The organism is Micromonospora chokoriensis (assembly GCF_000718555.1).
Lineage (GTDB): Bacteria > Actinomycetota > Actinomycetes > Mycobacteriales > Micromonosporaceae > Micromonospora > Micromonospora chokoriensis_B.
Window position 1 is genome coordinate 101,486 of sequence record NZ_JOAN01000016.1, and the last position, 15,091, is coordinate 116,576.

A 15,091-nucleotide genomic window follows, 5' to 3' on the forward strand; every position below is an offset into this window, starting at 1 on the left:
GGCACCCCGAGCCGGGCCCTGGCTCACCGGGGAAGGGCCTCCTGGTCGGCCAGCACGACCAGGTCCTCGGCGCGGGCTGACAGCGACGCCGTCGCTCCGTCGGGCCACACGAGATACCCCACCGGCGGGCCCGACGACCCCCACGTGGCACCGATGACCGTGGCCGACTGCGCCTCGTGCGGCTGCCTGAGCAGGCGTACCCGGGTGCCCGGCGCATGTCCGTCGTCGGCGACGATGAGCAGCGCATCGAGTATCTGCCGGGCACCAACACTCGGCAGCCCCGCCACGTACGGCTCGCCCTCGTACCCGACACACGGCGTCATCATGGTGCCAAAGAGCGCCGACTGCCGGATCGCCTCTTGGCGAATCTGCCAGTCCGCGCTGCGTTCGGCGGCGGCCAGCGCCTTCTCGATTGCCGACCAGAGCACCAGCGACTCCTGGTCGAGCAGCCGGCGGGCCTCGCGGTCGACCTCGGCACAGGCTGTGTCGAGCGCGGTGTCCTCGCCCAGCTCCGCGATCCAGGCGAGGTCCCCCACCTCGGGTAACAGCCCGGGCGACTCGGCCGCGATCACGACGTACAGCATGGCGAGCAACTCCTCGCGGCCCTCGCCCTGATAGAGCGGGCCCACCCCGCTGCCCGTACGCCCACGGCTGGGCGGGAAGCGCTCAACGAGGTGCTCGGCACGGCCGTGCGGCAGGACGGCGGCCCGCCTCGTATCCGAAACGCGTTCCTCGAACGACCGCCGCTCACGGCGTTCCACGAGCAGTTGGCGGTGTGGGTCGAACCCGATCGGGTAGATCGTCCGTCCGTAGGTGGCGAGCGTCTCGCCGGGTCGCAGACCGACCGCTTCGAGGTGTCGGGCAGCCACCGAATAGGCGACGCCGGCCTGAGCTGCGTGCTCCCGGATGGCGCGTTTACGGGCACGTCCCGGGGTTGGGGTCCGCCGGGGGTGGTGATCAGACATGACGCCTCCGGTGCAGCCCCACGCACTCCACCGAACGGGCGGCGTGGCCAGCACGCCGGGAGTCGACACAACGGCGCGGAGTCGGAGACTCTTGGCCCCGGGATGCGGTCAGGCGTGGGCCACCACATCGGGCGCTGGCAGGCGCTCTGCCGCCGCCAGCATATCGCGACCTCGCCCCTTGGTGCGGGCCGGCCGACGCCAAGCGGTCACTTCGGAACGTGGAAGCGCAGGTGCGTGACGTGTGGCGATTCGATCACCGCGGATCGTTCGAGTTCGATGTGGTCGGTGCCGAGGTGGTCGAACAGGCGCGTGCCGGTACCGAGGAACACCGGTACGAGTTGGATGTGGATCTCGTCCACCAACCCGGCCTTGATGAACTGTTGTCCTGTGGTGGGCCCGCCCATGATGAGGACGTTCCGGTCGCCCGCGGCTTGTCGCGCCTGGCGCAGCGTGCTGTGGAGCCCGTCGTTGACGAACGTGAAGACGTCGCTCTTCATCCGCAACGGGTCGCGTGCCTCGCGAGTGACCACGAAGCACGGCACCGGGAACGGCGTGTCCTGCCACAGGTCCACACCGACGTCGAACGTCCGTTTGCCGATCACCACGGCACCGGTCGTGGCATGACGCTCTCGTACCTGCGCGGCGTCGACCCCGACCGGGGCGACCCCGTCGGCCGCCACAGCGCGATCCCCGTCATCCTGGAACAGCCACTCGTGCAGCCGCTCGCCGCCTCTGCCCATCGGTTGTTCGGTGGTGACGTCCGGTCCGGCGGCGAAGCCGTCCACCGACACGCTCATGCTCAACACCGTGCGGCCCATCGGGCCCTCCTCATCACTGAAGCTGCGCCGCCCTGGAGTAGCTGATCAGGGTGGTGGCGTGAGGTCTAAGGTGCCGCCTGCCGCTGTCCACGCGCACCGTGAAGCGGTACGGCTCCGTCCTGCCAGCGGTAGAGGTCGCGCAGCAGGGAAATCTCGGCGCCGTGATGGATCAGCTCCCTGTTGATGTGCAGGACGATGCCCTCCATCGGAAACCGCTCGGGACCCACCGCGGGCGGATTCTCCAGGTCAGCGTCGGAGAGCTCGCGGACCCCCGCGTTCCATCTCCCATACATCTCATCGAGCTGCCTCAGCGCCTCGTCAGCGGTCCCCGCGTAGGCGAATGTCTCGGAGTCGACCTCCTGGCCGCCGAAGTGCCAGCCGACCCGATAACCCAGGCAGGAGACGATGACGTGCGCCAGCCGCCAGGCAATCGTGGTCACCGGCGCCGGCACCGGGTCAGGAGACGCGAAATCCATCGTCCATTCCCCCGAACCTGCCGAGATCGGTGCGGCCGACGTGCCACGTGGACGGATGCTCCAGCAGTCACGCACCGGCTCCCAGAAATACTCCTCGTCGGCAAGACCGTGCAGCCGAGGCCGCAGGTTCTTGTGCCAGTGCCGGTCCAACTGGTCCGCGATGCGCTCACTCCTTGTCACTTCCGCAACCTACACACAACGGAGACCTGACGCGGGCCCGGTAATACGCCGAGTTCGGCCCAGTTCTGGTTGCTCCGCAACCTGGCTGGAGGCCGAGGCCGGCATTCTGCTGGATCAGGGTTGGCTCACGCCCGACGACCGGCAGCGACTCTGGATCACCGAGGCGGGCGAGGCGGCCCGCCTCACCATCAAGCGGTACGCTCCGGTGATCCGCGCTCGCATTCACCACGGGATCGACGACTCCGACTACGTGACGGCCCTGAAGGTGCTCCAGCGGATGATCCGGAACACGGACGGCGCGGCGTCCTGACCCTGGTCCGTGCGCACGCGGCCTGATCGACTCGGTTTTCATGATGTCGCGGTGTCGCGGGCGGGTGGATAGCGCGTCTTTCGCGAGGTCGAGTCGATCACCGCGCCGGGGCCGGAACCGCCTGCTGCCCATGTCAGCCGGTGTCGGTACCGTGTCGGGGCGGTGTCAGCGGGCTCGCGCAGACTGTTGGGCATGACAGCTGACCTGGTGATCGAGGCCGAGGGCCTCGTGAAGACCTTTGGGAAGACGAGGGCGCTACAGGGCGTGGACCTCGCCGTGCCCCGCGGGACCGTGCTCGGGGTGCTCGGCCCCAACGGCGCGGGCAAGACCACCGCCGTGCGCATCCTCTCCACCCTGCTGACCCCGGACGGCGGCACCGCCCGAATCGGCGGATTCGACGTGGTACGGGACGCCGAGCGCGTTCGGCAGAGCATCGGACTCACCGGCCAGTACGCCTCGGTCGACGAGGACCTGACCGGGCGGCAGAACCTGGAGCTGTTCGGCACCCTGCTGGAGCTGGGGCGCACCGGTGCCCGGCGACGGGCCGCCGAGCTGCTCGACTGGTTCGACCTGACCGACGCCGCGAACCGGCCGGCCAAGACCTACTCCGGCGGCATGCGGCGACGGTTGGACCTCGCTGCCAGCCTCGTCGGCTCCCCCGACGTGATCTTCCTGGACGAGCCGACGACCGGGCTCGACCCGGCCAAGCGCGAGGACATGTGGGACGTCGTCCGCTCGCTTGTCGCCAACGGCTCGACGGTGCTGCTCACCACGCAGTACCTGGAGGAGGCCGACGCGCTCGCCGACGCGATCACGGTGATCGACCATGGCCGGGTCATCGCGCACGACACCCCCGAAGGGCTCAAGCGGGTGGTCGGCGGGCAGACCCTGGAGGTTCGGCCGTCCGACCCGGCGCAGCTACCCCGCACCGCGGAGATCCTGACCCAGGTCGGCTCCGGCGCGCAGGCCGACGAAATCCGCAAGGGCGTGCTGGCGGTGCCGGTCACCGACGACGCGGCCCTGACCGAGAGCGTCGCGCGGTTCGCCACGGCCGGCATCGCGGTCACCGAACTCTCCCTGCACCTGCCGAGCCTGGACGAGGTGTTCTTCACCCTCACCGGGCGTACGGCGTCCGAAGACGACACCACCCGCCCCACGGAGGTCGCGGCATGAGCACTCTGACCGACACAGCGCCCACGAGAAGCCGTGCGCTCTCGAACTCCGCGCCGAACCCGCGGCCGTTCCGGCTGCTGCGGCACTCGTTGGCGCTCGCCAAGCGCAGCCTCATCAAGACCTGGCGTACGCCCGAGGCGCTCATCGACGTCACGCTGCAGCCGGTGCTGTTCCTGATCATCTTCGTGTACGTCTTCGGCGGCGCCGTCGCCGGATCGACCCACGACTACCTGCAGTTCCTGCTGCCCGGCATCCTGGCGCAGACCATCGCCACCGGTGCCATCGCGATCGGCGTCAACCTCAACACCGACATCGCCAAGGGCATCTTCGACCGGTTCCGGTCGTTGCCGATCCCCCGCTCCGCACCACTTGTCGGCGCGGTCCTCGGCGACGTCGTCCGGTATGTCATCGTCACGGTGTCGACCCTCGCGATCGGCTACGTGATGGGTTTCCGCATCGAGACCGACCTGTTCCGGGCGATCGCCGGGTGTCTGCTCGCGGTGCTGTTCGCGCTCTGCCTGAGCTGGCTGCCCGTGCTGGTGTCGATGAAGGTGCGTACCCCGGGCGCCGTGCAGGGTGTGATGTTCGCGTTGATCATGCCGCTGAGCTTCGCGTCCAACGTGTTCGTCGGCGCCAACACCCTGCCGGGCTGGATGCAGGCGTTCGTGAACGTCAACCCGATGACGCATCTGGTGGCGTCGGTACGCGGACTGTTCCTCGGCACCCCACTCGGCAACCACGTGTGGTGGACGCTCGCCTGGTGCGCCGGCTTCGTGGTGCTGTTCATGCCGCTGGCGCTGCGCGCGTACCGCAAGAAGCTCTGATCTACGCGAGCAGGTCGTCCATCAGCTCGCGGATCCGGCTGACGACCGCGGCGGGCGTCCGCTCGCGCCACACGGCCAGCAACGGCTCACGCTGCTCCTCGTCCCCGAGGATGGCGTTGAGCCGTTCGCCGTTTTCAAAGGGGAAGAACATCTCGATCTGGGTGCCGATCCGCTTCGCGAGCACGGCCAGTTCGCGGGCGGTGTCGACGTCGTCGCGGCACGCCGCGAGTTCCGCACCGCCCGACGCCCAGGCCCCGATCACCGGCAGGTCTCGTGAGGTCAGCGCATCCTCGCGGGCGAGCGACAGCATCGCAGCCGCCTGGGCAGTGGCGTCGTTGCCCGACCTGTGCCCAGCCTGGGCCACCCGCAGGTAGATGATCGCCACCGTGGCCCGGAGCATCACCCGCGGCTGTGGCTGCGGCCCGACCCAGCCGGCGAGGACGCGCGTCACCTCGTCGGCGTGGGCGAGCGCCTCGTCGTACCGCTCACGCTGCCAGGCGAGGTGCGCCAGGCCGAGAAGCGCCTGCCCGGCGTCCATCTGCTCGGCCTGGCCCAGTGCGGCCGTCTCATCCAGTCGCCGTTCCGCATCCGCGTCGCCGGTCAGGGCGAGCTGCACGTCCAGCCGGACCCGGATCGACCGTGCGTCCTGCGTGGCGCCGACCAACTCCATGTGCTGAACGCTGCGGGTCAACCACTCGGCCGACCGGGCATCCCCGCCCGGGACCAGGAACTGCCCGACCGCACCCGCCGCCATCGCCATGCCCCAGTGGTCGCCGGCGGCCTCGAAGCGGTGGTACGCCTGCTCGGCGTCGCTGATCGACGCCTCCGGCAGGCCGCCGTTCTCCCGTACCGCCGCGCGCGCGAACAGCCCGAGCCCCTGCACGTACGGGTCCGGGTGCGCGACCATCTCGGTCGCGCTCTTCAGGCTCTGCTCCAGATCGGATGCGTCGAAGCCGGGCAGCGCCGACGCGAGAGCGGTCATCCGGGGCGACACCTCGGCGGGGCGTTCGGCCTGGAGCGTCCGGAGCGCCCGCCGGGCGAGCACGGCGGGCCGCAGATCGGCGCTGACGCCGGCGTTCACGCTGATCACCACGCACATCCAGGCCAGCCGGTCGGCGTTGGGCAGTGGCCGGCCGCTGGCGGCGCCGCGCAGGATCGCCGAGGGCAGCCGTCGTTGTGGGTCGTCGATGTGCAGCAGCCCGCGCGCCCAGGCAAGAACCTCCAGGTGCAGGCCCCGTACCGACCAGAGGTGGAACAGCGCGGTGGCGACGTCGACCGAGGCGGGCTCGTCGTCCTCCCGCATCGCCCACCGCAGGCCGGCGACCAGGTTGTCCTGCTCGGCGGCGCAGCGGTGCAGCGCCTCGACCTGGCCGGGGCCGATGAAGCGGCCGGCGAGCGCGACGGCCTGCTCACGGGCCCACCTGACAAGGCCGGTCATGGCCAGACCCCGGGCGGCGGCCGCGTCGAGCCGGGCTTCGCCGTACTCACGGACCGTTTCGAGCATTCGGTAGCGCGGCGGGCCGTCCCCCTCGACCAGGGTCAACAGGGACTGTTCGACGAGGGTCGCCAGGCCGCGACGCACGTCCGGGGCCTGCGCGACGGCGGCGGCGAGGTCCGCGGTGAACGGCGCGGGAATAACCGCGACCCGCTGCAACAGGTCGCGGTCGTCCTCGGTGAGCAGTTCCCTGCTCCAGTCGACGAGCGCCCACAGGCTCGCGTGTCGCTCGGGCAGGCCGCGCAGGGCGTCGTCGAGCAGCGCGAACCGGTCGGTCAGCCCGGCGAGCACGTCGTCGATCGGCATGTGCCGCAGTCGCGCGGCGGCCAACTCGAGTGCCAGTGGCAGGTTGTCGAGCCGGTGGCACAGGGCGAGGACCCGCTCGGTGTCCCAGGTCGGCACCGCGCCGCCGGCCCGGGCCCGGGACTCGAGCAGCGCGAGCGCGTCGGCGTCTGGCAACGCGGTCAGCCGGTGCACCAACTCGCCGGCCAGACCCAGCGGGGCCCGGCTCGTCGCGAGCACCGCGACCTCCGGGGACGCCACCGCGACCAGATCCGCGACGACGACGGCCACCGCGTCGAGAACGTGTTCGCAGTTGTCCAGCACCACCAGGCCGTCGAGGTCCGGCGCGACTGCGCGCAGCCGCTCCTCGGGGCTGAGGACCCGCCGTTCCAGACCCAGGTTGCCGCCGGTCGCCGTGGTGTCCGCACCGCCGAACGCGGCGAGCACCGTGGGCAGCACCTCGTCGGGCGAGCGCAGGCCGGCGAGTTCGATGACGCGTACCGCCTTCCCGGCGGCCGCCGTACGCCGCGCCACCTCGGCGGCGAGCCGGGTCTTGCCCGCACCGCCGGTCGCCACGACCGTGACCACGGGTGTCTCGGCGAGCGCGTTGGTGACGGCTTCCACGTCCCGTTCCCGGCCGACGAGGGCGGTCATCGGGCGGCGCCACGCGGCGGGCAGCGTGATCCGCGCCGGTTGCCGGGGCGGCGCCGCGCCGGGCGGGGCGGTGAGTTCACCGCGCAGCAACGCCAGGTGGGCTGCGGTGATCACCGGCGACGGGTCGGTGCCGTAGCGGTCGGCCAGCTCGGCCCGGAGCCGTTCGACCACCTCCAGCGCCTCCGCCTCCCGCCCCTGGGCGGCGAGCACCCGGACGAGCAGGGCGGCGGACGGCTCGTCCGGCGGCGTACGCGCGACGAGCCGGCTCAGGTCGACCTCGTCGTACGGGCCCACGCCGGCGAGTGCCGCCTGCGCGCGCAGCGCGGCGACCTCCGCGAACAGGCGCGTGTCCTCGGCGCTGACCAGCTCCGGCACTTCGGGGAAGAGTGCCCGCGCCTGATCGGCCATGCCGCGGGCAGCCCGGACGTCGCCGCAGCGCAGCACGGTACGTGCCTGGTCGACGAGTGCCCGTGCCTCGACCGCGTCGACGGTGACCTCGTCGGCGGGCAGTCGGTAGCCGCCCGGCACCGCCGCCACGGGTAGCCCGAGACGGCGTACCCGGGAGACGAGGGCCTGGACGGCGCCGGTCGCGTCGTCGGGCGGCGTGCCGTCCCACACGGCGTCCACGAGCAGGCTCACCGAGACCGCCCGCCCACGCGCGTCGACGAGCGCGCGGAGCACCGCCGCGAGCCGTTCACCCCGAACGGGCTGGCCGTCGACGGCGAGTGGGCCGAGGGTCGCGATGTGCACGGACCCAGCATCCCCCACCCGCGCACGGGCCCGACCACCGCCGGTCCACCCGGTCGGCGACGGGCTTGACAGGCCTTCAGTTGGTTAGGTTAGCCTAACCTCATGCAGAACGAGTTGGCGTCGGCCAACGGGGAGCGCAGCCTGTCCGGCGTCGACCTCCAACTGGGCTATCACGGTGTGCCGGTGGTGCACGGTGCCGCGATCAACCTCCGCGCGGGTGCCGTGACCGCACTCGTCGGGCCCAACGGCAGCGGCAAATCCACCCTGCTGCGGGCCCTGGCCCGGCTGCACCCGATCGAGGCCGGACTGGTGCACCTCGCCGACGGCGCCCCGGCCGCCGGCCTCACCGCCCGGGAGTTTGCCCGCCGGGTCACCCTGCTCGCCCAGAGCCGGCCGGTGCCCAGCGGGGTCACCGTCCACGATGTCGTCGGCTACGGCCGTCACCCATACCGAGGGCGCTGGCGCACCGAGGATCCGGATGGTCCCGCCGCCATCGCCCGCGCCATGGACGTCACCGGCGTCGCCGCGATGGCCGAGCGTCCCGTCGACGAACTCTCCGGCGGCGAGCTGCAGCGGGTCTGGCTGGCCACCTGCCTCGCCCAGGACACTCCGGTGCTGCTGCTCGACGAGCCCACCACGTTTCTCGACCTGCGCTATCAGGTGGAGATCCTCGACCTGGTCCGCGACCTCGCGGACGATCACGGCGTCGCCGTCGGCGTCGTGCTGCACGACCTCAACCAGGCAGCCGCCGTGGCGGACGAGGTGGTCCTGTTGCAGCAGGGCCGGGTCCGCGCCACCGGCACCCCGGCAGAGGTCTTCACCGAGAACGCCCTCACCGAGACCTACGGGATCCGCATCGAGGTGACCACCGATCCGATCAGCGGACTGGTCACCACCCGCCCCGTCGGGCGGCACCAGATCCGCGTCCTGGTCTGAACACCCCATTCACAGCAGAGAAAGACCGTCATGACCCGTACCCGTTTCACCGCTCTCATCGCCGTCGCGGCCGCGCTGACACTCAGCGCCTGCGGCACCACCGAGAAGGCCGCGGCCCCCGAGACCTCCCCCTCGACGGCCACCGGCCCGGTCACCCTCACCGACAGCCGAGGCAAGCAGATCACCCTGAAGGCCCCGGCGACCAAGGTCGTCGGGCTCGAGTGGGGCGAGGTCGAGATGCTGGTCAGCCTGGGCGTCATGCCCGTCGGTGTCGCCGACCCCAAGGGCTACGGCACCTGGGTCACCTCGGCGAAGCTCGACCCGAGCGTCAAGGACGTCGGCGCTCGCGGCGAGCCCAGCGTCGACTCGATCGTCGCCCTCCAACCCGACCTCATCGTGATGGAGGACGGCGGGAGCGCCAACATCGTCAGTCAACTGGAGAAGTTCGTCCCCGTCGTGGTCGCCAAGGCCAGTGACGCCACCGACAACCTCGGCCGGATGCGCGCCGACCTCAACATGATCGCCAAGGCAGTCGGCAAGACCACCGAGGCGGAGAAGCTGCTCGCCGACTTCGACGCGGCCATCGCCGACGGCAAGAAGAAGATCGCCGACGCGGGCGCCGCCGGCCAGCCGTTCGCCATCGCCGACGGGTGGAAGGAGGGCAGCACCGTCAGCATCCGGATGTTCGGCAAGGGTGCGCTCGTCTCCCAGATCGGCATCCAGCTCGGCCTCACCAACGCCTGGACCGGCAAGACCGATGAGGTGTGGGGCCTCGGCCAGACCGACGTCGAGGGCATGACCGTCCTCAAGGATCCGAACATGCGCCTCTTCTACAACGCCTCCGACGGCGACGACGTGTTCGCCGACGGGCTCGCCAGCAACGCCATCTGGAAGTCGCTGCCCTTCGTGCAGAAGGGCAACCTGCACAAGATGCCCAACGGCATCTGGACCTTCGGCGGGCCGCTCTCCGGCAAGCAGTACATCGACGAACTCGTCAAGACGTACGCGGTGTGAGCGTGCTGAACGCACCCCCACGCCCGGAGCCGGCCACCCGGCCGGCTCCGGGCGGACGCCTGGCCGTACCCCGCATCGCCGCTGTCTTCGTCGCCGCGATCCTGCTGCTGCTCGTGGTCGGCGCGGTGCACCTCACCCAGGGCACCTCGAACGTCGGGGCCCTCGACCTGCTGCGACTCGCGACCGGCGCCGACGACGAGGCGGCCCGCGTCCTGATCGCCTCCCGGCTCCCTCGGCTGCTCGCCGGGCTGGCCATCGGCGTGGCGCTCGGGTTCGCCGGAGCAGCGTTGCAGTCGATCGCCCGCAACCCGCTCGCCTCCCCCGACACCCTCGCGGTCAACGCGGGCGCCCACCTGGCGATCGTCGCCGTCGCCGCGTTCGGCGTCTCGTTGCCCGCGCTGCCCGCCGGTGGCCTCGCCTTCTGCGGAGGGCTGGCCGCCGCCGGGCTGGTGATGGCGATGTCCTCCGGTGGGCAGGCCGGCACCACCCGGCTGATCCTCGCCGGCTCGGCGACCGCGCTGGCGCTCGGGTCGGTGACCACCCTGCTGCTGCTCCTGTTCGAGCAGGCCACCATCGGTCTGTTCGCCTGGGGCAACGGCTCGCTGGTGCAGAGCGACCTGACCGCGCTGACCCAGCTCGCCCCGGTGATCGTCGGCGCGGCCGTCGTGCTCGTGCTGCTCGGGCACCGCCTTGACATCCTCGCCCTCGGCGACGACACCGCTACCGTGCTCGGCCTCGACGTGCGGCGTACCCGGCTCACCGTCATGGTGCTGGCCGTGCTGCTGTCCGCCGCAGCCGTCACCCTCACCGGCCCGGTCGGCTTCGTCGGCCTGTGCGCCCCGGTGATCGTCCGGCTGCTCGCTCCCGTGGTGCCGGGGGTGCACCGGCACCGCGTCCTGCTGCCGTTGTCCGGCATCGCCGGGGTCATCATCGTGCTCGGCTCCGACGTGCTGCTGCGTGCCGTGCTGGGCGGGCAGGCCGGGGTCGACATTCCGACCGGAGTGGTCACCACCCTGTTCGGTGCGGCGATCCTCATCTGGCTGGCCCGCCGGCACCGCGACGCGGGCCCCACCCGCCGCCCGCCCGGCGGGCACGCGGCCGTCCGCTCCGCCGTCTTCCACCGCGGCGTCGTCGCCGCCACCGCCGTCCTGACCATCTCCGCCGTGGCGGTCGGCATGCTCGCCGGTGACACGTGGGTGCTGCTCGGTGACGTCGTGAACTGGGTCAACGGCACCACCGGGCCCGCGTACACCTTTGTGCTGGACCAGCGGTGGCCGCGCGTCGCCGCGGCGGTCCTGGCCGGCGCGGCGCTCGCGGTCGCCGGCACCACAGTGCAGGCGGTCTGCCGCAATCCGCTGGCCGAACCCGGCATCCTCGGCATCACCGCCGGCGCCGGGCTCGGGGCCGTCTCCCTGCTCACCTTCGTGCCGCTGGCCGGGGTATGGGCCGTTTCCGGCGTCGCCGGGCTCGGCGCGATGGTGGCGTTCGCCCTGGTCTACGGCCTGGCGTGGCGTGGCGGGTTGAGCTCCGACCGACTGGTGCTGATCGGCTTCGGCGCCTGGCAGGGCGGCATGGCGGTCATCACCTACCTGGTCATCGCCTTCGACCCGTGGAACACCGGGAAGGCGTTGACCTGGCTCTCCGGCTCCACCTACGGCCGCATGCCCACCCAGGTACTGCCGGTGCTGATCGCCCTGCTGGTGCTCACCCCGGCCGTGGTCGCCGCCCGTCGGGAACTCGACCTGATGGCGTTGGATGACGACACCCCCCGGGTGCTGGGCGTCCGTCTGGAACGCACCCGGTTGGTCGCGCTCGGCGCGGCGGCGCTGCTCACCTCCACCGCGGTCTCGGCCGTCGGGGTCATCGGCTTCGTCGGCCTGGTCGCCCCGCACGCCGCGCGGGCGCTCGTCGGCGGACGGCACTCCCGGGTGCTCCCGGTGGCAGCCCTGCTGGGCGCGGCGCTGGTCAGCATCGCCGACACCCTCGGACGGACGATCATCGCTCCGGCCCAGGTCCCTGCCGGCCTGGTCACCGCCATGATCGGCACCCCGTACTTCGTCTGGCTGCTGTGGCGCTCCCGCGCCGTGGCGAGCAACACCCGGTAGACACCGGCCCGAGTCGAGGAGAGGCACCATGACCGAGACCCTGACCATCGCCCCGTGGCGCGTGTTCGACGTCACCGTCCGCGCGGTACGCCGACTCAGCCCGTCCTTCACCCGGGTGACCTTCACCGGGTCGGACCTCGACCGCTTCGCCGACAACGGTTACGACCAGCGGATCAAACTGGCGCTGCCGCTGCCCGGCCAGCGCCGGGCGGACCTTCCGGAGGGTGCGGACTGGTACGCGAAGTGGCGGGCCCTGCCGGAGCACCTGCGCAACCCGATCCGCACCTACACCGTGCGGGCGGTCCGACCGCACCTGGCCGAGGTGGACGTCGACCTGGTGCTGCACGGTGACAGCGGTCCGGCGACGCGCTGGGCTCGGCGGGCGAGCGTCGGCGACGGGATCGCCCTGGTCGGCCCGGACGCCGGCTTCGACGGCAACCACGGCGGGATCGAGTTTCGACAGTCGAACGGCGCCACCCTGCTGCTGGCCGGGGACGAGACCGCCGTACCGGCGATCAGCGGCATCTGTGAGCGACTCCCCCTCGACGCCCGGGGCACTGTCGTGCTGGAGGTGCCCGACGCCGCCGACGTGTTGCCGCTGGTCGCGCCGCCCGGCATCGAGGTCCGCTGGCTGTCTCGGGGCACCGACGGGTACGGCAGCCGGCTGGTGCCCGCCGTCGCCGCCGCGGCCGGGGAGCTGCTGACCCCCGGTGCGTCCAAGACCGCCCAGCCCGTCCCGGACGTGGACGTGGACACCGAGATCCTGTGGGAGGTTCCCGACGAGGTGGCCGCGGTGCCGCTCTACGCGTGGCTGGCCGGGGAGGCCGGCGTCATCCGTACGCTGCGCCGGCACCTGGTCGTCGAGCGGGGTCTGGACCGGCGGGCGGTGGCGTTCATGGGCTACTGGCGTCTCGGCCAGGCCGACGCCGACTGAGCGCCACGCCGACTGACAGCGACGCCGACTGGCGGCCGTGTCGACTGGTAGCCACGCCGACTGAGCGCCGCGAGGTGCGTCGGAGGCGATGAGGCGCGTACCGTTTCGGGTCGGACTTGGGGCAGGCCGGTTGGATCCGGCACGGGACACGGGACGAGACAACGACGCATGACGGTGGACAACGTTACCGAAAACGGTCACGAGGGTATTGACCGAAGCCGGCTGGAGGCCTGCCTCAGCGTCTTCGAGGCGTTGGAGGCGCTGCCCTCCGACCACCCCGACGTGGTGCGTGTGCAGCGGGCCACCGCCCGGCTCTACAAGGTGATCAAGCAGCGGCGACGCGAGGAGCGGCGGGAGGCCATCCTCACGGCCGACCGCGCGGTGACCGAGGCCACCGCCACCGGCGCACCCGGGCGGATCGACGACGAGACACAGGGCATCCCGCTCGCGACCTCCGTCGCGGGCGAGACGGCGGGTTTCCTGCACAACCCGCGCGGCTGTTACGTCTGCAAGCAGCGCTACCGCCAGGTGGACGCGTTCTACCACCAGCTCTGCCCGTCCTGCGCCGCGCTCAACCGGGAGCGCCGCGACGCCCGTACCGACCTGACCGGCCGACGTGCGCTGCTCACCGGCGGCCGGGCCAAGATCGGCATGTACATCGCGCTGCGGCTGCTGCGCGACGGCGCGCACACGACGGTGACGACGCGGTTCCCGCACGACGCGGTCCGCCGGTTCGCCGCGATGCCCGACAGCGGCGACTGGCTGCACCGGCTGCGCATCGTCGGGATCGACCTGCGCGACCCCGCCCAGGTGATCGCTCTCGCCGACTCGGTCAGCAGCCAGGGCCCGCTGGACATCCTGATCAACAACGCGGCACAGACCGTCCGCCGGTCCCCCGGGGCGTACGCGCAACTCATCGCCGCGGAGGCCGCGGCCCTGCCAGACGGTCCACTGCCGGAGCTGATCACGTTCGCCAAGCCGGACGGGCCGGGCGTCCCGGTGGGCAGCCTGACCGCCGGCCCACAGTCGACCGCGCTCACCCCGCACGCGCTCACCGCGTTGGCGCTCACCAGCGGCTCGGCCTCACCGGAACGGATCGCGGCTTCCACGGCGATCGACGCCGGTGGTCTCGTGCCCGACCTCGACTCGGTCAACAGCTGGGTTCAGCGGGTGCAGGAGGTCGACCCGGTCGAGCTGCTCGAAGTGCAGCTGTGCAACGTCACCGCGCCGTTCGTGCTGGTCAGCCGGTTGCGGCCGGCGATGGCCGCCGCGGCGGCCCGCCGCAAGTACGTGGTGAACGTGTCGGCGATGGAGGGCCAGTTCGGCCGCGGTTACAAGGGCCCGGGGCACCCGCACACCAACATGGCCAAGGCCGCACTGAACATGCTGACCCGCACCAGCGCCGAGGAGATGCTGACCGACGGCATCCTGATGACAAGCGTCGACACCGGCTGGATCACCGACGAACGCCCCCACCCGACGAAGATGCGGCTGGCCGACGAGGGCTTCCACGCCCCACTGGACCTGGTCGACGGCGCGGCGCGGGTGTACGACCCGATCGTCCGCGGCGAGCAGGGCGAGGACCTGTACGGCTGCTTCCTGAAGGACTACGCGCCCTGCGCCTGGTGATCGCCTTCGTTCGACGAGGAGAAAAACATGTCAACTGACCGTGGATCGTGGCCGACGCTGGACGAGCTGCTCCGCGAGGAGGAAGAGCTACAGCTCGCGGGCCTGTCCGAGACCGACGCGTACGAGCTGGGGATGCTCGCCGTCGCCGCCGCGACCGAGCAGCGGCTGCCGGTCGCGGTGGGGGTGTGGCGGGCCGGGCGGCAGCTGTTCCACTGTGGCCTGCCGGGGTCGACGGCGGACAACGACGCGTGGCTGCGCCGCAAGGGGCGGGTGGTGATGCGCTTCGAGCACTCCTCGCTCTACATGGCCCGGCTGTGTCAGGACAAGCAGGTGACGTTGGCCGAGAAGTTCGGCCTGCCGGCCTCGCGGTACGCCGCCGCCGGAGGCGCGGTGCCACTGCGCGTCCGCGGCACCGGCGTGGTGGGCTGGGTCGGTGTCTCCGGGCTGCCGCAGCTGGACGACCACCGTTTCGTGGTCGACGTCCTCCGCAAGCTCCCCCGTTAGTGCGCGGCCCCGGCGGCCTCGCATGAGGCCGCCGGGTCACCC

At 71.7% G+C, this 15,091-nt stretch carries 12 protein-coding genes and 1 pseudogene; 9 read left to right on the forward strand and 4 right to left on the reverse strand.

The features are described 5' to 3' along the window. Positions 1 to 23: 23 nt before the first annotated feature. From IF46_RS0122195 to IF46_RS0122205, 3 genes are all read right to left on the reverse strand, one after another. On the reverse strand, positions 24 to 965 hold the full coding sequence (locus tag IF46_RS0122195) for a hypothetical protein (RefSeq protein ID WP_157563319.1): 942 nt from the start codon (positions 963 to 965) through the stop codon (positions 24 to 26). Positions 966 to 1,171: 206 nt separating this feature from the next. Next, a complete protein-coding gene (locus IF46_RS0122200) occupies positions 1,172 to 1,783 on the reverse strand; it encodes a dihydrofolate reductase family protein (protein WP_030490287.1) in 612 nt (203 codons plus the stop codon). A gap of 65 nt (positions 1,784 to 1,848) precedes the next feature. Continuing rightward, entirely contained in the window at positions 1,849 to 2,439 is a 591-nt protein-coding gene (locus IF46_RS0122205; protein ID WP_030490288.1) for a DinB family protein, read from the reverse strand. Between IF46_RS0122205 and IF46_RS0122210 the strand changes: the two genes are divergently transcribed. From IF46_RS0122210 to IF46_RS0122220, 3 genes and pseudogenes are all read left to right on the forward strand, one after another. After that, entirely contained in the window at positions 2,420 to 2,749 is a 330-nt protein-coding gene (locus IF46_RS0122210; protein ID WP_198041505.1) for a hypothetical protein, read from the forward strand. The genes IF46_RS0122205 and IF46_RS0122210 overlap by 20 nt on opposite strands. A 291-nt stretch (positions 2,750 to 3,040) precedes the next feature. Further along, positions 3,041 to 3,922: pseudogene (locus tag IF46_RS0122215) on the forward strand (ATP-binding cassette domain-containing protein); the annotation flags it as partial. Next, complete coding sequence (locus tag IF46_RS0122220; protein WP_030490291.1) at positions 3,919 to 4,746, forward strand: ABC transporter permease; 828 nt, start codon at positions 3,919 to 3,921, stop codon at positions 4,744 to 4,746. The pseudogene IF46_RS0122215 and the gene IF46_RS0122220, both read left to right, overlap by 4 nt. A gap of 1 nt (position 4,747) precedes the next feature. On the opposite strand, the gene IF46_RS0122225 is transcribed toward IF46_RS0122220, so the two are convergent. Beyond that, positions 4,748 to 7,927, reverse strand: coding sequence for a BTAD domain-containing putative transcriptional regulator (locus IF46_RS0122225; protein WP_030490292.1), 3,180 nt, complete (start codon positions 7,925 to 7,927; stop codon positions 4,748 to 4,750). A gap of 102 nt (positions 7,928 to 8,029) precedes the next feature. On the opposite strand from IF46_RS0122225, the gene IF46_RS0122230 reads away from it, so the two are divergent. The 6 genes from IF46_RS0122230 to IF46_RS0122255 all read left to right on the forward strand — a co-directional run bounded on the left by IF46_RS0122230 (position 8,030) and on the right by IF46_RS0122255 (position 15,049). Next, a complete protein-coding gene (locus IF46_RS0122230; protein WP_030490293.1) occupies positions 8,030 to 8,863 on the forward strand; it encodes an ABC transporter ATP-binding protein in 834 nt (277 codons plus the stop codon). Positions 8,864 to 8,893: 30 nt separating this feature from the next. Further along, the gene (locus IF46_RS0122235) at positions 8,894 to 9,877 is read left to right on the forward strand and encodes an ABC transporter substrate-binding protein (protein ID WP_030490294.1); all 984 of its coding nucleotides are present in this window, start codon (positions 8,894 to 8,896) and stop codon (positions 9,875 to 9,877) included. A gap of 5 nt (positions 9,878 to 9,882) precedes the next feature. Further along, positions 9,883 to 11,982 carry an iron ABC transporter permease gene (locus IF46_RS0122240; protein WP_030490295.1) on the forward strand — a complete coding sequence of 700 codons (2,100 nt, stop codon included), beginning with the start codon at positions 9,883 to 9,885 and terminating at the stop codon, positions 11,980 to 11,982. Between the two features lie 28 nt (positions 11,983 to 12,010). After that, the gene (locus tag IF46_RS0122245) at positions 12,011 to 12,916 is read left to right on the forward strand and encodes a siderophore-interacting protein (RefSeq protein ID WP_030490296.1); all 906 of its coding nucleotides are present in this window, start codon (positions 12,011 to 12,013) and stop codon (positions 12,914 to 12,916) included. A 168-nt stretch (positions 12,917 to 13,084) separates the two neighbouring features. Then, positions 13,085 to 14,545: an SDR family NAD(P)-dependent oxidoreductase gene (locus IF46_RS0122250; protein WP_030490297.1), complete on the forward strand. Its 1,461-nt coding sequence runs from the start codon at positions 13,085 to 13,087 to the stop codon at positions 14,543 to 14,545. 27 nt (positions 14,546 to 14,572) lie between these two features. Next, positions 14,573 to 15,049 carry a heme-degrading domain-containing protein gene (locus IF46_RS0122255; protein ID WP_030490298.1) on the forward strand — a complete coding sequence of 159 codons (477 nt, stop codon included), beginning with the start codon at positions 14,573 to 14,575 and terminating at the stop codon, positions 15,047 to 15,049. Positions 15,050 to 15,091: the final 42 nt, after the last annotated feature.